Annotated in this window: 20 protein-coding genes; 13 read left to right on the top strand and 7 right to left on the bottom strand. The window is 61.1% G+C overall.

Annotated features, from left to right (window positions below):
* Nucleotides 1-47: 47 nt before the first annotated feature.
* From arsC to ACW5W7_RS09550, 4 genes are all read right to left on the bottom strand, one after another.
* The gene (gene arsC, locus ACW5W7_RS09565) at nucleotides 48-473 is read right to left on the bottom strand and encodes a glutaredoxin-dependent arsenate reductase (protein ID WP_456501538.1); all 426 of its coding nucleotides are present in this window, start codon (nucleotides 471-473) and stop codon (nucleotides 48-50) included.
* Between the two features lie 35 nt (nucleotides 474-508).
* The gene (gene arsB, locus ACW5W7_RS09560; protein WP_456501537.1) at nucleotides 509-1,573 is read right to left on the bottom strand and encodes an ACR3 family arsenite efflux transporter; all 1,065 of its coding nucleotides are present in this window, start codon (nucleotides 1,571-1,573) and stop codon (nucleotides 509-511) included.
* A gap of 36 nt (nucleotides 1,574-1,609) precedes the next feature.
* Entirely contained in the window at nucleotides 1,610-1,966 is a 357-nt protein-coding gene (locus ACW5W7_RS09555) for an ArsR/SmtB family transcription factor (protein ID WP_456501536.1), read from the bottom strand.
* Nucleotides 1,967-2,674: 708 nt separating this feature from the next.
* Nucleotides 2,675-3,043 (bottom strand): VOC family protein, encoded by a 369-nt coding sequence (locus ACW5W7_RS09550; protein ID WP_456501535.1) that lies wholly within the window; start codon nucleotides 3,041-3,043, stop codon nucleotides 2,675-2,677.
* A gap of 926 nt (nucleotides 3,044-3,969) precedes the next feature.
* Here ACW5W7_RS09550 and amt point away from each other — a divergent pair.
* The 4 genes from amt (at nucleotide 3,970) to ACW5W7_RS09530 (ending at nucleotide 7,884) form a co-directional block, all read left to right on the top strand.
* Nucleotides 3,970-5,379: an ammonium transporter gene (gene amt / locus ACW5W7_RS09545; RefSeq protein ID WP_349919761.1), complete on the top strand. Its 1,410-nt coding sequence runs from the start codon at nucleotides 3,970-3,972 to the stop codon at nucleotides 5,377-5,379.
* 284 nt (nucleotides 5,380-5,663) lie between these two features.
* Nucleotides 5,664-7,013 carry a 23S rRNA (uracil(1939)-C(5))-methyltransferase RlmD gene (gene rlmD / locus ACW5W7_RS09540; protein ID WP_456501534.1) on the top strand — a complete coding sequence of 450 codons (1,350 nt, stop codon included), beginning with the start codon at nucleotides 5,664-5,666 and terminating at the stop codon, nucleotides 7,011-7,013.
* 93 nt (nucleotides 7,014-7,106) lie between these two features.
* The gene (locus ACW5W7_RS09535) at nucleotides 7,107-7,619 is read left to right on the top strand and encodes an N-acetyltransferase family protein (RefSeq protein WP_456501533.1); all 513 of its coding nucleotides are present in this window, start codon (nucleotides 7,107-7,109) and stop codon (nucleotides 7,617-7,619) included.
* Between the two features lie 82 nt (nucleotides 7,620-7,701).
* Nucleotides 7,702-7,884 carry a hypothetical protein gene (locus tag ACW5W7_RS09530; RefSeq protein WP_456501532.1) on the top strand — a complete coding sequence of 61 codons (183 nt, stop codon included), beginning with the start codon at nucleotides 7,702-7,704 and terminating at the stop codon, nucleotides 7,882-7,884.
* On the opposite strand, the gene tppF is transcribed toward ACW5W7_RS09530, so the two are convergent.
* Entirely contained in the window at nucleotides 7,853-8,467 is a 615-nt protein-coding gene (gene tppF / locus ACW5W7_RS09525) for a type IVa pilus pseudopilin TppF (RefSeq protein ID WP_456501531.1), read from the bottom strand. The genes ACW5W7_RS09530 and tppF overlap by 32 nt on opposite strands.
* Nucleotides 8,468-8,507: 40 nt before the next feature.
* On the opposite strand from tppF, the gene ACW5W7_RS09520 reads away from it, so the two are divergent.
* The 8 genes from ACW5W7_RS09520 to ACW5W7_RS09485 all read left to right on the top strand — a co-directional run bounded on the left by ACW5W7_RS09520 (nucleotide 8,508) and on the right by ACW5W7_RS09485 (nucleotide 16,665).
* A complete protein-coding gene (locus ACW5W7_RS09520; RefSeq protein WP_456501530.1) occupies nucleotides 8,508-9,296 on the top strand; it encodes a TatD family hydrolase in 789 nt (262 codons plus the stop codon).
* A gap of 213 nt (nucleotides 9,297-9,509) precedes the next feature.
* Entirely contained in the window at nucleotides 9,510-10,784 is a 1,275-nt protein-coding gene (locus ACW5W7_RS09515; protein WP_349919752.1) for a NupC/NupG family nucleoside CNT transporter, read from the top strand.
* A gap of 123 nt (nucleotides 10,785-10,907) precedes the next feature.
* Nucleotides 10,908-11,078 carry a XapX domain-containing protein gene (locus ACW5W7_RS09510; RefSeq protein ID WP_349919750.1) on the top strand — a complete coding sequence of 57 codons (171 nt, stop codon included), beginning with the start codon at nucleotides 10,908-10,910 and terminating at the stop codon, nucleotides 11,076-11,078.
* A 390-nt stretch (nucleotides 11,079-11,468) separates the two neighbouring features.
* Nucleotides 11,469-12,242 carry a deoxyribose-phosphate aldolase gene (deoC, locus tag ACW5W7_RS09505; RefSeq protein WP_349919749.1) on the top strand — a complete coding sequence of 258 codons (774 nt, stop codon included), beginning with the start codon at nucleotides 11,469-11,471 and terminating at the stop codon, nucleotides 12,240-12,242.
* A gap of 83 nt (nucleotides 12,243-12,325) precedes the next feature.
* Nucleotides 12,326-13,657, top strand: a complete 1,332-nt coding sequence (gene deoA, locus ACW5W7_RS09500) for a thymidine phosphorylase (RefSeq protein WP_456501529.1) — start codon at nucleotides 12,326-12,328, stop codon at nucleotides 13,655-13,657.
* A gap of 14 nt (nucleotides 13,658-13,671) precedes the next feature.
* Nucleotides 13,672-14,880 (top strand): phosphopentomutase, encoded by a 1,209-nt coding sequence (locus ACW5W7_RS09495; protein ID WP_349919746.1) that lies wholly within the window; start codon nucleotides 13,672-13,674, stop codon nucleotides 14,878-14,880.
* Nucleotides 14,881-15,030: 150 nt separating this feature from the next.
* Entirely contained in the window at nucleotides 15,031-15,744 is a 714-nt protein-coding gene (gene deoD, locus ACW5W7_RS09490; RefSeq protein WP_100858606.1) for a purine-nucleoside phosphorylase, read from the top strand.
* Between the two features lie 132 nt (nucleotides 15,745-15,876).
* Nucleotides 15,877-16,665 carry an RT0821/Lpp0805 family surface protein gene (locus tag ACW5W7_RS09485; protein WP_456501528.1) on the top strand — a complete coding sequence of 263 codons (789 nt, stop codon included), beginning with the start codon at nucleotides 15,877-15,879 and terminating at the stop codon, nucleotides 16,663-16,665.
* A gap of 118 nt (nucleotides 16,666-16,783) precedes the next feature.
* Here the strand turns inward: ACW5W7_RS09485 and ACW5W7_RS09480 are convergent, their stop codons facing one another.
* Both ACW5W7_RS09480 and ACW5W7_RS09475 read right to left on the bottom strand, forming a co-directional pair.
* Nucleotides 16,784-19,039 carry a PAS domain S-box protein gene (locus ACW5W7_RS09480; protein ID WP_456501527.1) on the bottom strand — a complete coding sequence of 752 codons (2,256 nt, stop codon included), beginning with the start codon at nucleotides 19,037-19,039 and terminating at the stop codon, nucleotides 16,784-16,786.
* Nucleotides 19,040-19,103: 64 nt separating this feature from the next.
* Nucleotides 19,104-19,712 (bottom strand): AhpA/YtjB family protein, encoded by a 609-nt coding sequence (locus ACW5W7_RS09475; RefSeq protein ID WP_349919742.1) that lies wholly within the window; start codon nucleotides 19,710-19,712, stop codon nucleotides 19,104-19,106.
* Nucleotides 19,713-19,898: 186 nt separating this feature from the next.
* Here ACW5W7_RS09475 and serB point away from each other — a divergent pair, with 186 nt between their 5' ends.
* A complete protein-coding gene (gene serB, locus ACW5W7_RS09470; protein WP_456501526.1) occupies nucleotides 19,899-20,903 on the top strand; it encodes a phosphoserine phosphatase SerB in 1,005 nt (334 codons plus the stop codon).
* The last annotated feature ends 23 nt before the right edge of the window (nucleotides 20,904-20,926 follow it).

The raw sequence follows: 20,926 nt of genomic DNA, 5'->3' as shown, positions 1-20,926 counted from the left end.
CTAATCACTCCATGTTTTCTTTAAATCCCACTTCGATGTTAGCGCCATCATTTGAGACGCTTTCCACTTACATCGATAACCCGCTCACCATCTTCCTTGGTGAACGCCCCTTGCTGCGGAGTCGGCAGGATATCCAGCACCATTTCTGACGGCCGGCAGAGCCTGGTACCGAGCGGGCTCACGACGATGGGGCGGTTGATGAGGATGGGATGGGCCAGCATGGCGTCGATCAACTCGTCATCGCTGAAGTGGCCCTCGGCCAGCCCCAGCGCCTCATAAGGTGGCACGTTCATGCGCAGCAGTTCGCGTACCGGCATCCCCATGGCGGCGATCAAGGCTACCAGTTCACTCCGTGAAGGCGGGGTCTCCAGATAGTGGATAACGGTGGGCTCGATACCCGCATTGCGGATCAGCGCCAGAGTATTGCGTGACGTACCGCAATCCGGGTTGTGATAGATGGTGATTGCACTCATTACGGTTCTCTCGTGACTCAAGTGGACAAAACGGGCTATGAGCGGATGCCAGCTTCATACCAGGGCTTGCTGGCGTTAACGATACGCACCACCAACAGCATGACGGGCACCTCGATCAGCACCCCAACGACGGTGGCCAGCGCCGCGCCGGAGTGGAAGCCGAACAGGCTGATGGCGGCAGCCACCGCCAGCTCGAAGAAATTGGAGGCTCCGATCAGGGCGGAGGGGCAGGCGACCGAGTGCTTCTCCCCCACCTTGCGGTTTAACCAATAAGCGAGCCCCGAGTTGAACAGCACCTGGATCAGGATAGGCACTGCCAGTAAGGCGATCACCAGCGGCTGCTCTATGATGGCATTACCCTGGAAGGCGAACAGCAACACCAGGGTGACCAGCAAGGCGGCCACTGACCAAGGCTGAATACGTGCCATGGCGTTATCGAAGCTTGCCTGACCTCTGCGCAGCAGGGCGTTGCGCAGCACCTGGGCGATGATGACCGGGATGACGATGTAGAGCACCACAGAGGTCAGCAGGGTATCCCAAGGCACCACAATGCTAGAAACACCGAGCAACAGTGCCACCAACGGGGCAAAGGCAAAGACCATAATGAGGTCGTTCACCGCTACCTGGGAGAGGGTGAAATAGGGATCACCGTTGGTGAGGCGGCTCCAGACAAACACCATAGCAGTACAGGGGGCGGCGGCCAGCAGGATGAGGCCCGCTATATAGCTATCGAGCTGATCGGCAGGCAACCAGTCGGCAAACAGACCCCGGATAAACAACCAACCCAAGAAGGCCATGGAGAAGGGTTTGACCAGCCAGTTGATGAAAAGAGTGACTCCGATCCCCTTCATATGCTCCCTCACCTGATGGAGCGCTCCGAAATCTATCTTGAGCAGCATGGGGATGATCATTACCCAAATCAGCAGTCCTACCGGCAAGTTGACCTTGGCCACTTCCATGGCACCGATAGCCTTGAACAATTCAGGTAACCCCTGGCCGAGCCCGATCCCCACCAAGATACAGATCGCCACCCAGGCGGTCAGATAACGCTCGAAAAAGCCGATGGCCGGCGTGGCCTTCGCATCACATACAGCAGACATTTGAACTCCGGTGATAAACACGTGTGGTGAAAAGGGTTATGCCTTGGCGCAACAGGACTGCTCAAGCTGAGTAGAGGGGTTGATACAGCCAATGCCACAGGCTTCCGGGTGGCCTGCACAGCATTCCTCAGTGAGATAGCCAATAAGCTCAACCATCAGGGAAATGTTGGCGCGATAACGCAAGAATCTACCTTCCTGTGTCACTGACAACAGGCCGGCATACATCATCGCTTTGAGATGAAATGACAGGGTATTGGCTGCAAGACCCAAGTTGTTGGCTAACTCTCCAGCTACCATTCCATCAGGCCCAGCCTTTACCAGTAAACGCCAGGCATCCAATCGGACTCCTGATGAAAGGGATTCAAATACTTTTGTAGCAGCATCTTTGTTCATCGTGTGGCCCTCAAACCATTACATAGTTCAATACTACAAGAATAGTTGAAATGATTATAGGTCATAGCATCAAATCTAAATTGCATGGGTTGCCCACGCCCCGAGTTGAGACCGATGGCAGATTGTGCAAATTGCGCACTGAAACTGCGCAAAAACGAAATGCAACGGGTGGTTCAGTATGAGAGGATCCTGGTGTGACAAGGCTTGGAGAGAAGGTGGAAGGCTTAGAGATTGCGCAATTGCGCAGTTCTGCGCAAAACGAAATACATCGGCGCGAAGTAGAACACCGTGAGTATGAAACCAGTGAAGGGTGGGCATATAGGGAACTGACCTCTACCCAGAGGCTCTTGGTGTTGCCGATGATCTGACCCGACATTTCGGCAGGGCAGACCGGTACGCCGGTGACCAAATCTAGGGGGCGTTTACCTGGATGGCCCGGCCCCTCACCGCACCCTGTATAGGGGTAATTTCCCCGGGACAGGGAAGGGGCTTGCCCCTGAGATATCCCGCACTGATTCGAGGAGGCAGCAACCACTGCCACTGATGTGGGGGTGTTTTTGGGGGTATAAGTAAAATCCACATCCAGATTTTTCCTTTAAAATCATACTAATAAATTCACAATTCGATAGAGACCCCGGCACCATACAGATTCATGACAAAAGGCCATCCTCACGGATGGCCTTTTGTTTTTCTGGGTTTGCAGAGGCTTCAGTCGATGTTCTGGGCGATGCGCCACAGCACGCCGGACGGGTCATACAGACAGAAATCCTGCATTCGCCAGGGCTGGGTGACGATCTCGGTGACCCTGACGCCGTAGCGGGCGGCGACCCCGCTGGCATTGACGTGGGCCCACCAGGCCGCCACATCTTCCACCAGGATGTGCATCATGAAATGCTCGGCCAGCTGCTCGTGGCAATGATCCTGCAGCAGGAAGCTCACCTCCCCGAAATGGAAATAGGCGACCCCGCCGCCATCCGAGGCCAGGGTGAAGCCGAGATCCTGATAGAACTGTTTGGACAGGGCGAAGTCGCGGGCAGGCACGAAGGCCTTGATTTCGGTGATGTTAAGGTTGCTCATGAGGCCCTCTGGCGGTGATGGAGCGAGTGATGCGGGGTCGCGTGGTAACGTGCAGCCAGTATCACCCGGAATATCCGGGGCTCGCCAGCCCTGACTGCCGGGGTCACCCGTCTGGGCAGAGCGCGATCGCCATGCCCGGGTCGCACGGCATCGCCACCGACCTCCGGATCGAATGCCGGGATCCTCTCCTCGCAGCCAAGTTCACGTCCTGTATGGCCGCCATGCCCCGGATCCGGGCCATCACATCATTCGATTCGTTAATGAAAACAGGCAATCCATTTATTTTATAAATGCCACCAGGCGGCGGGTTCCCCAGCATCACGGCTCTTGCCCGGGGCCGGGAGGCATTGCCCGGCGATGGGTCGGCGGCCTGAGGCGGCTTTTCTTCTTTATCTCTCTTCATATGGCGATATGGCGTCGCCACTGGTGGCGCTGGTGGCGCTGGTGGGGGCTGATCTCTTCTATCTCCCCGCCACATTCGGTCACCCTGTTTGCGCGGGCATCGCGCGGCATGTGGCGTGTCAGCCGGGGTGGAGGACGTCCCAGCGCCTCGATGCCTGATGCCTCGATGCTCCAATGCCCCGGCCCAGATAGAACGGCGCGCCTGCGGTTAGGCGCTGACATCCCGTCCCATCTTGGTGCGACCTGCGGCGGCTGCACAGCAGGAGTGCGATCTCCTTCTCCTTGATGGTCAGGCTGCGCCATCATGGTGCATTGCGCATCGCCAGTCACCTCAACGCATTGAAATATATGAATTATATTTTTTGGCCTGCTTTATGCTTTAAAAGATTCATGTCGCCATGATGATCCCGACGGGATCGGCAGAGGGGCAATACCGGTTTGACGATGTGAGTAAATAGCCGAGTGTGACATTCATATCAGGACATGGACCCGGCCAGGTGCCGGGACGACAAGGAGAGGGCTGTATGTTCAAGAGACTCGTAATGACTGGCCTGCTGGCGCTGGGCGCCACCATGGCCACCCCAGGTTGGGCCGAAGAAGTGGCCGTGCAGGCGGCGACCGTCACCATCAACAAGGGAGACAATACCTGGCTGATGGTGGCCGCGGCCCTGGTGATCCTGATGTCGATCCCCGGGCTTGCCCTGTTCTACGGTGGCCTGGTGCGCGCCAAGAATATGCTGAGCGTGCTGATGCAGGTGTTCACCCTGTTCTGCCTCATCACCGTGCTCTGGGTGGTCTATGGCTACTCCCTGGCCTTCACCGAAGGGGGCGCCTTCTACGGCTCCTTCGACAAGGTGCTGCTGATGGGGATCACCCCTGATTCCATCGGTGCCACCTTCAGCAAGGGCGTGGGGATCAGCGAGTTCATCTTCGTGGTGTTCCAGGGGGCCTTCGCGGCCATCACCTGCGGCCTCATCGTCGGTGGCTTTGCCGAGCGGATGAAGTTCTCGGCGGTGCTGCTGTTCGCGGTGATCTGGTTCACCTTCGCCTACATCCCGATGGCGCACATGGTGTGGTACTGGGCCGGTCCCGATGCCTATACCGATGCCGCCGCGGCCGAAGCGGCCGGTGCCACTGCCGGTTATCTGTTCCAGCATGGCGCCCTCGACTTTGCCGGCGGTACCGTGGTGCACATCAACGCGGCGGTGGCCGGTCTGGTGGGGGCCTTCATGGCGGGCAAGCGGGTGGGCTACGGCCGTGATCCCATGACGCCTCACAGCCTGACCATGACCATGATAGGTGCCGCCCTGCTCTGGTTCGGCTGGTTCGGCTTCAACGCGGGCTCTGCGCTGGAAGCGAGCGGCACGGCTGCCCTGGCCCTGATCAATACCTGGGTGGCGCCGGCGGCGGCGGCTCTTTCCTGGACCTTCGCCGAATGGCTGATGAAGGGTCGTCCCTCCCTGCTGGGGGCGGTATCGGGTGCGGTGGCCGGTCTGGTCGCCATCACCCCGGCGGCCGGTTTCGTCGGTGTCGGTGGTGGCCTCATCATCGGCCTGCTGAGCGGGGTCGCCGGTCTGTGGGGCGTACACGGTCTCAAGCGTCTGCTGGGGGCCGATGACAGCCTGGATGTGTTCGGCCTGCACGGGGTGTGCGGGATCCTGGGTGCGGTGCTGACCGGGGTGTTTGCCAGCCCGGATCTGGGCGGTACCGGGGTGTGGGACTATGTGACCAACCAGGTCGCCGAAGGCTACTCCATCCTGGCGCAGGTCAAGGTGCAGGTCATCGGGGTGCTGGTGACGGTCGCCTGGACCGCCGTGGTCTCTGTCGTGGCCTACAAGCTGGTGGACCTGCTGGTGGGTCTGCGAGTGAAGGAAGACGCCGAGCGCGAAGGGCTGGATGTGACCAGCCATGGCGAGAAAGCGTACAGTTTGTAATAGAAGTTCCCATTGAGAAGTTTGCCGCCGGGCTCTGTCCGGCGGCTTTTTTATTGTCTGGCTGCTGGGTCGGGCCGTCGCCTCGATAAGGTTCCATCCTATCTTCCCCAAGCAGGTCTGAGCGGCTTGCCCTTCCCTGTGCCCGTAGTGAGGTCGTCTGCGAGTCGGCGTGTTTTTATGCCTGCATTTTGTGTGGATCTCCGCTAAACTCTGCCACCCTTTATTCGGGGTAGCCGGGCTTGCCCTGCTTTCATCCTTCTTTATTCATGCCTTCGGAGCCGCTCATGCCGTTAGTGGGACACCAACATCAGATCGATATTCTGGAACTGACCGACAAAGGGGATGGCAAGGGACGCCTGTTCGATCGCCCCCTGTTTGTCGAAGGGTTGCTGCCCGGTGAGCAGGCGTTGGTGGAGCTTTCCGAAGTCAAACCCAACTATCTGCACGGCAAGCTGGTGGCACTGACCCAGCCGTCCGTCGATCGGGTACCGGATTTCTGCCCCAACACCGAATGCGGTGGCTGCCAGGTGCGCCCCCTTGCCTATCCGGCGCAGCTCACTCTCAAGCAATCCTTGGTGGAGAGTGCGCTGGCACAGGCCGGACTGGTGACCCGGGTCAACCCCATCCTCGGCATGGACAGCCCGTTTGCCTATCGCAACAAGGCGCAGTATGCGGTGCGCGGCACAGAGGCTGGCGCCGAGCTTGGCTTCTATCGCAAGCACTCCCATGATCTCATCACCGCCGACGACTGCGCGGTGCAGGACGCCTTGCACGTGGAACTCAACGCCCGCCTGCGCCACTGGATGCGCGAGCACGAGATCCAGGCTTATGACGAGGTGAACCACAGCGGCTGCGTGCGCAACCTGATGACCCGCAAGGGCTTCAAGAGCGGCGAGCTGATGGTGGTACTGGTCACTCTGGGGGAGACCCTGCCGTTTGAAGCCGAGCTGCTGGCCGCCCTGAGCGATCTGCCCATTACCACCCTGGTGCAGAACATCAACGATGAGCGGACCAACCGTATCCTCGGGGATCGCAACCGGGTGCTGCTGGGGGAAGGGGTGATCCGCGACCAGATCCACGAACTCGCGTTCGAGATCTCGCCTCTCTCCTTCTTCCAGAACAACCCGAGCCAGACCGACGTGCTCTACTCCAAGGCTCTGGAGTACTGCGAGCTGACCGGTAGCGAGACGGTGTTCGACATCTACTGCGGCATCGGCACCATCTCCCTGTTCCTGGCGAACAAGGCGGCCCGGGTGGTGGGGATCGAGTCGGTGGAGAGCGCCATCAACGACGCCCGCCGCAACGCGGCCCTGAACGGCATCGAGCATACCGAGTTCCACGTGGGCAAAGCCGAGCAACTGATGCCCGAGCTGCACACCCAGGGGGTGAGCGCCGACGTGGTGGTGATGGATCCGCCCCGTAAAGGCTGCGACAAGGCGGTGCTGCAGACCCTGGTCGCCATGGCGCCGCGCCGGCTGGTCTATGTCTCCTGCAACCCGCAGACCCTGGCCCGGGATCTGGCCTGGCTGGTCAAACAGGGCTTCGTGCTGGACGAGGTGCAGCCGGTGGACATGTTCCCCCACTCCATGCATGTCGAAGCTGTGGCTCGCCTGAGCCTGCCTGCCAAGGCGTGAATTGAATTAGCCAGATAGCCCTGATAAAAACGACTCCTAATGGAGTCGTTTTTTTATGACCGCGACAAGGTAGCAGGGAAGGAGCAAGCAGGGATGAGCGTTCGTCTGGCAGGAGTGGAAGATGTCGCCGCACTGGATCGCTTCTTCCGGCAACTGGACGGGGAGACCCGCTTCATGCTCTATGAGGCGGGGGAGCGGCCCTCGGATATCGAGGGACAGCGCCAGCGTCTGGCGACCATGGCAGCCAGCCCCAATCAGCGCATGTGGCTGCTGGAGCTGGCCGGTGAGGTCCAGGGCTTTGCCGTCCTGCTGGGAGGGAACCTGCAGCGCAATCGTCACTGTGCACTGGTGGTGATGGGGTTGCGATCTGGTGCGCGTGGCCAGGGTTGGGGAGAGCGCTTGCTGCGCACCCTCATTGCAGCCGCCAGCGACCTTGGGGTCAGCCGGCTGGAATTGGGGGTCATGGCCCATAACGAGGTGGCCCACTCTCTCTACCGCAAGTGCGGTTTCATGGATGAGGGGGGGCGGCGGCAGGCGTATCGACTGGACGAGGGTTATGTCGACGAGATCAGCATGAGCCTGCTGTTGCCGTCCAGTGCCCCATGACGCCGTTGGCCCGATGGTGCTGGATGGGCAAGCCGCAATGGGGCAGCGTATCGACTGGTCCGATAAGAAGAGGAGAACGTTGATGAAGGGTATCTTGTTACGCTGGTTGGCCCGTTACGATGCCTGGTGCCAGGAGTGGGGACTCACTCCCGAGAACCGGCGCTGCTGCGTGCCGGTACGCCGGGAAGGGGAGGAGCCTCGGGAGGCTGCCACGGCGGAGGCCCCCTCATCCCTCACTGAAAGTTGCGAGTCACGGCGCCGGTGATGCTGTTGTAGTCAAACGCTAGCCCGTCCGGATGGGCGGGGAAGCGGCCGATGGAATCCCGCAGAGTATAGCGGCAGTTGTCGTGGCGCAGGCTGCCGACGCTCTGGTTGTCGGCGGGGATGAGCCGGGAGATATAGTCGCTGGCCGAGTCGGTGTGGAGCTCATCTTCAGCAGTCTGGCCGGTATCGAGCAGACCCCCGAACAGGCTCTCGCAGTCGTCCCGGCTGCTGACGGAGATCTGATCGCTCTCTCCCCCCGGGAAGATGGTATCCGGCCCCTGGCCTCCCTGATCTTCCTTGGTGCCCACCGGCCAACCCAGGCTGTTGATGTCGAGATCCTGCTTGCCCATGCCGCTAAAGTTATAGAGTGCCAGCGGCTCTCCTTTCACCTTGACGGCCCAGCCCGCGTGGGCCAGTTGTACGGCGCTGGAGAAACCGCCTGCGGTTGCCGCCACGCTGCTCTTGAGCGCATCATCCTGCACATTGATGAAGCGGGGCAGGGCAGTGACCGCCAGGATCCCCAACACTATGATGACCAGCACCAGTTCTATCAGGGTGAAGCCTTGGGAAGCGCGTTTTGACATTGAATGAACCCATTAAATACGACAAACAGGTAGGCGTGACATGCAACTGATCGACACCCATTGCCACCTCGATTTTCCGGTCTTCGACGAGACGCGGGAGGTGCAGCTGGCCGCATGGCGCCAACTGGGGGTGGGCGAGTATATCATCCCCGCCGTGGGGGAGGAAAACTGGGGCAGGGTGATGGCATTGGCTGACCAGCATGCCGGTATGGCCTATGGCCTCGGGATCCATCCCTGGCATGTGGGGACGCAGCGCGAGGGAGCGCTGACTCGGTTGCGTGCCCTGCTGGCGAGCCAGCCTCGCGGCCTGGTGGCCGTCGGCGAGTGTGGACTGGATCTGCGCAGCCAGGTGCCGCAGGCGGGGCAGGTCGAGTCGTTCGAGGCACAGGTGAAGCTGGCCATGGAGTTCGATCTGCCGCTCATCGTCCATTCGGTGCGGGCGAACGATAGCGTTGCCAAGATTCTCAGACGCCTTAAACCGGCCAGAGGCGGGGTGATCCACGCCTTCGGCGGCTCCTTGCAGCAGGCGGAAGTCTTCTGGCGGCTCGGCTTCAGGTTGGGGATCGGGGGAGTCATCAGCTATGAGCGGGCCAACAAGACCCGGGAGGCGGTGCGGGAGATGCCGCTGGAGGCGTTGTTGCTGGAGACTGATGCCCCAGACATGCCGCTGCAAGGGCAGCAAGCGGGGCCAAATACCCCTGCCAGCCTGCTGACCATCATCCAGATGCTGGCGCAATTGCGGCAACAACCGCTGGCGGATGTTGCCTCGGTGTTACGTGAATCCACTCAGCAGGCTTTTCCACGGCTGGACATGGCATTTAACACTTGATTAACTATTGATAGCGCCGTGATAAAAAATAGGACCCATAAAAATCGTTTGCGGTCTAATTAAACAATGTCCAGCCCGTTTCGGGCTTATAAAATGTGACCAGCATTCTACTTTGTCGCACTGTAATTAGTATAATGCGCACCCTTGATTAACGGCTGCAAGACACAAAACGTTAACAAGCTGGAAGGTGCTACTTAAGAGGAAGTGTTAATAATGAATCTGATTATGGGTCTGGTGGGGATGGCGACGCTCATCCTTATCGCGGTGCTGTTCTCCAGCAATCGCAAGGCAATCAAAGTTCGTACCGTGGCGGGTGCTTTTGCCATTCAGGCTGGCCTGGGTGCATTCGTACTCTACGTCCCGGTGGGCCGTGACATCCTGGTCGGCGTTTCCGATGCCGTCTCCAGCGTCATCGGCTATGGCCAGAACGGCATCGAATTCCTGTTCGGTGGCCTGGTCAGCAACAAGATGTTTGAAGTGTTCGGTGGCGGCGGCTTCATCTTCGCCTTCCGGGTACTGCCGGTCATCATCTTCTTCTCCTCCCTGATCGCGGTTCTCTACTACCTCGGCATCATGCAGTGGGTGATCAAGCTGCTGGGTGGTGGTCTGCAGAAGGTGCTGGGCACCTCCCGTACCGAGTCCCTGTCGGCGACTGCCAACATCTTCGTGGGCCAGACTGAAGCCCCGCTGGTGGTACGTCCCTTCATCTCCAAGATGACCGACTCCGAACTGTTCGCCGTCATGTGTGGTGGCCTGGCCTCCGTTGCCGGCTCCGTGCTGGCCGGTTACGCCTCCATGGGCGTCAAGATGGAATACCTGATCGCCGCCTCCTTCATGGCTGCACCGGGTGGTCTGCTGTTCGCCAAGTTGATCGTGCCGGAAACCGAAACCCCCAACTACGACGAGAACGCCGCCGATGGCGATCTGGATGACAAGCCGGCCAACGTGATCGATGCGGCCGCTGCGGGTGCTTCCGCCGGTCTGCAACTGGCCCTGAACGTGGGCGCCATGCTGCTGGCCTTCATCGGCCTCATCGCCATGATCAACGGCATTTTCTCCGGTGTGGGTGGCTGGTTTGGCATGCCTGAACTGTCTCTGGAACTGCTGCTGGGCTGGCTGTTCTCCCCGCTGGCCTTCCTGATCGGGGTGCCCTGGAACGAAGCCGTCGTTGCCGGTTCCTTCATCGGTCAGAAGCTGGTGGTGAACGAGTTTGTTGCCTACCTGAACTTCGCTCCGTATCTGAAGGATGAGATGCTGATCAACGGCGTGGCCATGTCTGACCACACCAAGGCCATCATCTCCTTCGCCCTGTGCGGCTTCGCCAACCTGTCCTCCGTCGCCATCCTGCTGGGTGGTCTGGGCTCCATGGCACCGAACCGTCGCGGCACCATCGCCAAGTTCGGTCTGAAGGCCGTACTGGCCGGCTCTCTGTCCAACCTGATGTCTGCCACCATCGCAGGCTTCTTCCTGGCACTGACCGCCATGTAATGTTTGCCTGACACACGGGTAAAGACGAACGCCACAGCGAAAAGCTGTGGCGTTCGCGTTTGGGGCGGTGACAACCGTTTTCCTGCTTAAACTAATAAAAAAATGAGTCAAATCGGAGGTTATATGAATGAAGTACTACTGGCGATGGCAGCCGGCTTTCTCGTCGGAGTGTTGTTTTCTTTCCTCAAATTGCCGATCCCGGCACCACCGGTTCTGTCCGGGGTGATGGGCATAGTCGGGGTCTATCTGGGGGGGATTGCCTACTCCTGGATCCTGACAAAATTCTTCTCTTAAGCATTTTCCAGACCCGGTTTTGCCAGATGTGAGGTACCTCTGAAATTGGCAAATCCGGCTTGCAAACACGGGGTATCTCGGCTGAAATAGGCGATGCCAGCAGGGTGCTGGCATTGACTAATACCCGCTCAAGTCGGGTGTTGGCGGTCAAATGGAATTGATTGGGAATCCGGGTCAGCGGTTGTCGGCCTTTCTCAAGTCTTCATGGAACCAAGTCCGCACTTTTGTAAGAAAGTGACAGGGCTCTTGCCTTATTTGCAGCCGTATTGCCTGTGCATTTGCGCTGTAATTCCATATCCCGTTTACCCGGGATCTTCACTTGCCGATCCCTTTGGTTCGGCGGATGCTGATCGCTGGTATTGGGAATCATCGAGACTTTGGAGACATAGCATGACCGATCTGAAACTGGCCGCCCAACGTGCCCTGAACCTGATGGACCTGACCACCCTGAACGATGACGACACCGATCAGAAGGTGATCGATCTGTGCCGCAAGGCCAAGTCTCCGGCCGGCCTCACCGCCGCCGTCTGCATCTATCCCCGTTTCATCCCCATCGCACGCAAGACCCTGCGTGAGATCGGTGCCGCCGACGTGCGCATCGCCACCGTGACCAACTTCCCCCACGGCAACGACGACATCGAGATCGCCGTGGCCGAGACTCGTGCCGCCGTCGCCTACGGCGCCGACGAGGTGGATGTGGTCTTCCCGTACCGCGCCTTCATGGCGGGCAATGAACAGGTTGGCTTCGATCTGGTCAAAGCTTGTAAGGAAGCCTGTGGCACGCAAGCCCTGCTGAAGGTGATCATCGAGACCGGTGAGCTGAAGGAAGAGGCGCTGATCCGTCGCGCTTCCGAGATCTGCATCGACGCCGGTGCCGACTTCATCAAGACCTCCACCGGCAAGGTGCCGGTGAACGCGACCCCGGAAGCGGCGCGCATCATGATGGAAGTGATCAAGGCCAAGAACCCGAAAGTGGGCTTCAAGCCGGCGGGTGGCGTGAAGGATGCCGCCGTGGCGGGTCAGTACCTGGCCATGGCCGAAGAGATCCTGGGCAAGGACTGGGTCTCCCCCCGCACCTTCCGTTTCGGCGCATCCAGCCTGCTGGCCAGCCTGCTGGCGACCCTGGGTCACGGCGACAAGCCGGCCAACACCAGCGGTTACTGAGTCGCGGCAGAGGGCGGTACGCCGCCCTCTATCTGGATCCTGTTTGGTCTGTGTTCGTGCACGGTGCACGGAGGGAATGAAAGATGTTTTTGCCTCAAGAAATTATTCGCAAGAAGCGCAACGGTGAAGCGCTCAGTACCCAAGAGATTCAATTCTTCGTTCAGGGCATTACCAACAACACCATCGGTGAAGGCCAGATCGCGGCACTCGCCATGGCGGTCTACTTCAAGGACATGACCATGGATGAGCGGGTGGCCCTGACCTGTGCCATGCGCGACTCCGGCATGGTGCTCTCCTGGGATCATCTGAACCTCGGCGGTCCCATCGTCGACAAGCACTCCACCGGTGGGGTGGGTGATGTGGTCTCCCTGATGCTGGGCCCCATGGTCGCCGCCTGCGGTGGCTTCGTGCCCATGATCTCCGGCCGTGGCCTCGGTCATACCGGCGGCACCCTGGACAAGCTGGATGCCATCCCCGGCTACCAGACTTCGGTCGACAACGATCGCTTCTTGAAGGTGGTGAAAGAAGCGGGTGTGGCCATCATCGGCCAGACCGGCGATCTCGCCCCGGCGGACAAACGCATCTACGCGGTGCGTGACATTACCGCCACCGTCGAATCCATCGCCATGATCACCGGCTCCATCCTCTCCAAGAAGCTCGCCTCCGGGCTCGAAGCCCTGGTGATGGACGTGAAAGTGGGGTCCGGCGCCTTTATGCCGACCTTCGAAGCCTCCGAAGAGCTGGCCAAGAGCATCGTCGCCGTCGCCAACGGTGCTGGCTGCCGTACCTCTGCGCTCCTGACCGACATGAACCAGGTGCTGGCTTCCAGCGCCGGCAATGCGGTGGAAGTGCGCGAAGCGGTGCGCTACCTGACCGGTGAATACCGCAACCCGCGCATCCACGAAGTGACCATGGCCCTGTGTGCCGAGATGCTGATCTCCGCCCGTCTTGCCAGCGACGAGCACGATGCCCGCGCCAAACTGCAGGCCGTGCTGGACAACGGCAAGGCGGCAGAGATCTTCGGTCGCATGGTGACCGGCCTCGGTGGCCCGAGCGATTTCATGGAACGCTACGACAACCATCTGCCGAAGGCTGCCATCGTGCGTCCCGTGTTCGCGCCCAAGGCTGGTTTCGTGACCGCCATGGATACCCGTGAGCTGGGTCTGGCCGTGGTCGCCATGGGGGGTGGTCGCCGCGCCGCCGGTGACAAACTCGATTATGCGGTCGGTCTGACCGACTTTATCCGCCTGGGTCAGAGCGTCGATGCTGACAAGCCGCTCGCGCTGATCCACGCTCAAACCGAAGAGCAATTTGCTCAAGCTGCCGGCATGGTGCAGGCGGCTGTCAGGATCGGTGACACCCGACCAGAGGCACTGCCCGAGGTCTATCGTCGCATCGGTCTGGCTGATTTGTAACAAGGGGAAGTCCCATGAAACGTACCTTTATTCTGATGATGGACTCTTTCGGTATTGGCGCTGCCGCCGACGCCGAGAAGTTCGGAGATGTGGGCGCCAACACCCTTGGCCATATCGCCAAGGCCTGCGCAGCCGGTGAGTTCGAGGGCCGTGGCCCGCTCAACCTGCCGAACCTGAACAAGCTGGGTCTGGGTCACGCCGGGGAGCTCGCCTCCGGCGTCTTCCCGGCGGGCCTGAAGAAGGACATCGAAGTGGTCGGAGCCTACGGCTTCGCCCAGGAGCTCTCCTCCGGCAAGGACACGCCGTCCGGTCACTGGGAGATCGCCGGCGTGCCCGTGCTGTTCGACTGGGGCTACTTCCACGATCACCACAACAGCTTCCCGCAGGAGCTGCTGGATGCCATCGTCGAGAAGGCCGGCCTGCCGGGTTACCTCGGCAACTGCCACGCCTCCGGTACCCAGGTGCTCGATGACTTGGGTGAAGAGCACATGCGTACCGGCAAGCCGATCCTCTACACCTCCGCCGACTCCGTGTTCCAGATCGCCTGCCATGAAGAGACCTACGGCCTCGAGAAGCTCTACGAATTGTGCCACATCGTGCGCGAGCTGCTGGAGCCCTACAACATCGGTCGCGTCATCGCCCGTCCGTTCGTGGGTACCGGCAAGGGCAACTTCAAGCGCACCGGCAACCGTCACGACTACTCTGTGCTGCCGCCGGCACCGACCGTGCTGGACTTCATGAAGGATGCGGGTGGCCAGGTGGTTTCCATCGGCAAGATCGCCGACATCTATGCCCAGCAAGGCATCACCAAGCAGGTGAAAGGCACGGGCCTGACCGAACTGTGGGATCGCACTCTGGAAGAGGTGAAGGCCGCCGGTGACAACACCATCGTCTTCACCAACTTCGTGGACTTCGACTCCTCCTACGGTCACCGTCGTGACGTCAAGGGTTACGCCGATGCGCTGGAGTATTTCGACTCCCGCCTGCCGGAGCTGTTCGAGATCCTGCAGGATGGCGATGTGGTGGTGCTGACGGCCGACCACGGTTGCGATCCGACCTGGAGCGGTACCGACCATACCCGTGAGTACATCCCCGTGCTGTTCTACGGCAAGCCGGTCAAGGCGGGCTCCCTCGGTCGTCGCGAGACCTTCGCCGACATCGGCCAGAGCATCGCCGCCTACCACGGCCTGCCGAAGCTGCAATACGGCACCAGCTTCCTGTGATGATGCAGCCAGTGTGTGCCTGATGCATGCACCGCTGCCCGGGTTGCACTGCCGCACCCGCGTCCTGTAAGTTACCCGCCCGCTGCCGCGAGGTGGCGGGCAACCCAATAAAGACAATAAAACTCAACCTAGTGTGAAGGAATTAAGAGAATGGCAACTCCTCATATCAATGCGAAAGATGGCGCCTTTGCTGACACCGTACTGATGCCGGGCGACCCCCTGCGCGCCAAGTACATCGCCGAGACCTTCCTGGAGAACGTGGAGCAGGTGTGCGACGTGCGCAGCATGCTCGGCTTCACCGGCACCTACAAGGGCCGTCGCATCTCCGTCATGGGCCACGGCATGGGCATCCCGTCCTGCTCCATCTACGCCAAGGAGCTGATCACCGACTACGGTGTGAAGACCCTGATCCGTGTGGGTTCCTGCGGCGCCGTCCGTGAAGACGTGAAACTGCGTGACGTGGTGATCGGCATGGGTGCCTGCACCGACTCCAAGGTCAACCGTCTGCGCTTCAAGGATCACGACTTCGCCGCCATCGCCGATTTCGATCTGGTGGCCAATGCCGTGCAAGCTGCCAAGAACAAGGGCGTTGCCGTGCGCGTTGGCAACATCTTCTCCGCCGACCTGTTCTACACCCCGGATCCCTCCATGTTCGACGTCATGGAAAAATACGGCATCCTGGGTGTCGAGATGGAAGCGGCCGGTATCTACGGCGTAGCCGCTGAATACGGTGCCAAGGCCCTGACCATCTGCACCGTTTCCGATCACATCCGTACCGGTGAGCAGACTACCTCCGAAGAGCGTCAGCTGACCTTCAACGACATGATCGAAGTGGCGCTGGACTCCGTGCTGCTGGGCGACTGATCCCAAGCCTCGGCTCCACGCAAGAACGGCGACCTCGGGGTCGCCGTTTTTTTATGCCTCATCGGGGTGGAAAACTCAGCTGGCGAGTTGCGCTGTCTATACTTTCGGGCAACTCCTCACGAGGCTAACACCATGAAACGAATATATATCCTGACCCCGTTGCTGCTTGCCATGACGTTGATAGCCCCGACGCTCTGGCAGGAGGTGCTGGCGCTGGAGGGCAGGGGTCAGCACCGGGCTCCCCAGCACAGGCCAGCGCCGCAGCGGGTATCCCAACCCCACGCGGTGCAGCACAGGGCCGTGCCCCGTCAGGCCAATCGGGAGTCGGTGAAGTTCAACGAGGGGTGGGGCAATGTGAGGGCGCGGGACAAGGCGACCCGGCCGGTTCATGTCAACCCGCGTCAGGTACAGGATCGTCATGTCGAGGGCAACCGTCAGCTGGACAACCGCCATATCGACAACAGTCGTGACATCAGGGGCAACAACGTGGTCATCGACAATCGCCACAACAACATCGTCGTGCCGCCGAACCGGCGCCGTGTCTATCACGACGTGGTGGTGGTTCGCCCCTATGGTCACTGGTATGGAGGCTATGGCAGTTATTACGACGACAACGATGCCTGGAAGTGGCTGGCCTTCACCGCCATTACCCTGAAGATCCTCGACAACATCAATGAGGAGCAGCAGCGGGAGCACGAGGCGGCCCAGGTCAAGGCGACCACCGCGCCCCTGAATGATCCCGTCACCTGGAGCGATGGCGACGCCTCCGGCTCGGTGACTGCGGTGCGGGAAGGGACCAGCAGCAGTGGCCGTTACTGCCGCGAATTCCAGCAGACCATCACGGTGGGGGGCAAGAAGGAGGATGCCTTCGGTACCGCTTGCCAGAAGCCTGATGGCTCCTGGGAGATCGTTTCGGATTGAACGCCTGCGGGGGTGGGGGCCGTTGAACGGTCCGATCAGCGCAACCTGCGGGAAACGTGGTGAAACAAGAAACGGGGAGGCATCAGGCCTCCCCGTTGCTTTGAGGCCTGACAGCCTCTTATGCCGTGTCGAGATCGAGGTAGAAGCCTCCCTTGCCAGCCTGCTTGGCTCTGTACATGGCGGCATCGGCCCGGTGCAGCAGATCGTCGATGTGGCAATATTGCCCCGAGTGGCAGAGGGCTCCCCCTATGCTGCCGGCGAGAGGCAGCAGATGACCGGCCACATCGGCGGGCAGGGCCATGGCCGCCAGCAGTCGCTCGCACAGGGCGGGCAGCTCCTGCTCAGGCTGGCGCAAGGCTGGCAATATGATGGTGAACTCGTCGCCGGCTAGGCGAGCCACCATGTCCCCCGGACGCACCTCGGCGATCAGCACGGCGGCGAAGCGCTGCAGCAAGGCGTCGCCGACGTGATGCCCCAGTCTGTCATTGATCCCCTTGAAGCCGTCGAGATCGAGGAACAGCAGGCCCAGGGGTTCGCCGTTCCGATGGACCCGCTCCAGCTCCCGGGAGAGACGCAGGGTGAAGGCGCGCCGGTTGGGCAGGGCCGTGAGCGGGTCGTGAGCCGCCTCATGTTCCAGCTGGTTTTGCAGTGCCTTGAATTCGGTGATGTCACTGCCGAGGATATAGACCCCGGGCTCATCCCCCCGGCTCGGGATCATGGTGATCCTGAGATCGCGGGTGCCGATGGGCAGGTCGAGTCTGTGCTCGTAACTAATCTGTTCACCCGCCAGGGCTCTTGCCACCTGGGCCATGGCCATGTCATGGGCCTCCTCGCCAATGACCTCTCGTACGCTGAGCTCTCGCACGGCATCGGCACGAAGCCCGAAGTAATGACAATAGGTCTGGTTGGCAAACAGGTAGCGCCCCTCGGGAGAGATCATGCTGATGATCACCGGCAGGCCGTCAGTGATGGAGCGCAGTCGGGCCCGGCCGCGCTCTATCTCGGCCAACGCCTGTTGACGGGTCGTGATGTCATGCAGGAACAGGGCGAGGCGCACCTTGCCGTCGAACTGGTAACGCTCGGCGATCACCTCGACCGGGATCTGCTGGCCGGAACGGGTCCCGAGCTCACACTCCAGACGCCGTGGCGGGCTCTGCGGGGTCTCCAGCAGGGGGATAAGGGGATGCCCCTCTCCAAGCAAGCGAGGCAGGCGTTGTCCCAGCATCTCTTCCGCTCGCCAGCCTAGCAGGGTCGTGGAGGCCGGATTCCAGCCGGTGATGACGAGGGACTCGTCGAGTTCCAGGAAGGCGTTGCTGGTGTGCTCCAGCATGTACTGCAGGCGGCGCTGCTCCTGCCATAGACGCTGTTGCACGGCGCCGCGCTCCTGCATCTCGAGATGCAGTTGCTCGACGGTGTTTGACAGCTCGCGGGTGCGTTCGCGCACCTGTTGCTCGAGCCCAAGCTGCAGTCGCAGCAGGTCGGCCTCGGCCTGCTTGCGCTCGGTCAGGTCGGCGAACACGGCGATCATGTGAGGCTCCATGGTGCGGCCCTGGCACAGGGTCACGCTGAGCTGTACCCAGCACAGGTTGCCGTCGGCCCGGATCATCCGCTTCTCCAGCCGGTAGTCCCGGATCTCCCCTGCTAGCAGCGCGTTGAGCAGGGATCGTTCCTGCGGCAGATCCTCGGGGTGGGTCATGGTGTGCCAGGTGCGCCCCAGCATCTCCCGTTCACTGTAGTCGAGCAGTCGCTCCAGTCCCGGGTTGGCCCGCATCCACTTGCCATCGAGGGTGGAGAGAGCCATGCCGATCGACGACTGGTTGAAGGTGAGGGTGAAGAGGTGCTCCTTGTCCTCCAATACCTGGTTCAGGCTGCGCACCTGATGGCGTCGCTCCAGATCGTGCAGGGTGTTTTCCACCAGGCGACCGAAGTCGTCGAGATCGCGACACGCCTCCTCATCGAGGTGATGGGCTTCAGTACCCACCAGGCAGAGCGTGCCGAGCACCACGCCATCGAGGGCGCGCAGGGGGCGGCCGGCATAGAACACGACCCGGGGCTCTCCCGTCACCAGCGGGTTGTCGGCAAAACGGGGATCGAGGCGGGCATCCGGTACCTGCATGATGTCGGGCTGGAGGATGGCGTGGCCGCAGAAGGAGTGTTCCCGGCTGATCTCGTACAGTTCCAGGCCGGTACGGGCGAGAAACCACTGCCGGTTCACGTCGGTCAGGGAGACCATGGCGATGGGCTGCGAGAAGTGTCGGGTGATGAGCCGGGTGAGAAGATCCAGCTGGTCGATGGGCTCCCGATCGAGCAGGCCGAGCATCTGCAGTCGTTCCAACCGGCTGTGCTCGTCCAGGGGCAGGGGGGGGGCAATCATGTGGCTCTCCTGCCAGTCATCCTGTCAGAGTTATATACAAGGTGGCGGGAGCGATCTACCCCATTTACTGGGGGGCGGCGGGTTTGCTCTGCTTTTTGTGCTTGCGTACCCGCATGTAGTTGCGGCGCACGCCGTAGGAGATGAGCAGGCCGGCCAGCAGCATCACCAGCAGCATCAGCCGCTGTTTCTCCTGATTCACCTTGAGGTGGGTATCCTGCTTGGCCAGCAGCTTCTGCTCCTCCAGGGTGATCCTCAGGTAGCCCAGGGTCAGATTGCCATCCTGCACTTCCTGCACGAACTGGATACGCCCCTTGCCTTGTTCCGGCAGGGACTTGTTGTCGGCACCGATGGGCAGCAGATTCTCCAGCGGCACGGCCTGATCCGACTGGGCCAGGGGGATGCCACGGGAGTCGTAGAGGGTGACATCCAGGATCTCCGGCTCGGAAGCCAGATCTTGCGCCAAACGTTCCAGCTCGCTCTCCTTGTCCTCCTTGATCCAGCGGCCCATGTCGCGGGCAGCGTAGGAGACCAGGGCCTGGGCGCGGTCACGGGCTTCGCTGTGCAGGGCGGCCTGGCTCTCTCCCTGCATGTGAATGAGCAGCCCCAGCACCCAGAGGCCGAGCAGGGTGCCGGCCGCCAGACTGATGACACGTTTGATGGGAAGATGACGCAAAGCCCGAACCTCTTGCGATGGGTGATGCCGGAAAGCCGCGGCATGCTGCTGGCACACCGCCTGGGAACCCTGCCAGGCACTGTTCACCCGGGCGGATCCATGGCGGGATCTTGGCGCTTGCCTGTACAAAAAGCAATACGCTACTCTGGGCCAGCATGTTGAACCCCCAAGGAAGGCGTCTCTCTTATGTTGTTGTCCCAACTCCCCCCGGCTCTCTCTGACTGGCCTTTGGCCCTGTGCTCCGCGCCCCACTGGCTGCTGACTTCCGAAGCCTTGCTCCCCGTCGATGAGCCGCTGGATGCCGCCTGGCTTGTGCTGTTCGGCAAGGGGCTGGGGGCCAACCATCTCGCGCGGCTGGCCGACCTGCTGACTCATCATGGGGTGTCTGCCAGTCTCTACCCGCCGGGAGAGCCGGCGGGGATCCCGCTCTTGCTGCTCGGCACCAGTCACTTTTCCCCCGCGTTGGTGCAGGGGATCAAGGCCGAGACCTGGGATCTCGATCTCTGTCATCTCGCCGCTCTGCCCAGCCTGCGTGAACCCGGTCTGCTGGTGATGGACATGGACTCCACCGCCATCCAGATCGAATGCATCGACGAGATAGCTCGCCTGGCCGGGGTGGGGGAGCAGGTGGCCGCCGTGACGGCGGCAGCCATGCAGGGCAAGCTGGAGTTCGCGGACAGCCTGCGCAACCGGGTCGCCCTGCTGGCGGGCGCGCCGGTCACCATTCTCGATGACGTCGCGGGGAACATGCCCTGGATGCCGGGATTGCGGCTGATGGTCGATACCCTGAAGGATGCTGGCTGGAAGGTGGCGATCGCCTCCGGCGGTTTCACCCGCTTCGCCGGTGAGCTGCAGCGGGCGCTGGGACTGGATGCCATCTTCGCCAACGAGCTGGCCCTGGACGGTGATCGTCTGAGCGGCCAGGTGAGCGGTCGCATCGTCGATGCCGCCGTCAAGGCCGAGGTGTTGGAACGACTGGCGGCAGACTATGCTATCCCCCCCTCCCAGACGGTGGCGGTGGGGGACGGAGCCAACGATCTCAAGATGATGGGCGTGGCGGGACTCGGCATCGCCATTCATGCCAAGCCCCTGGTACGGGCGCAGGCGGCGGCCACCCTCAACTACCACGACCTTGAAGGGGTCATCTGCCTGCTCGGGGCACTGGTCTGCCGCGATTTGCGCTGGTGTTGACATCGGTCAGGAGGACCGGAAAT

It is taken from the genome of Aeromonas intestinalis (assembly GCF_054052485.1).
This window is presented reverse-complemented; position numbering and strand designations above follow the sequence as displayed.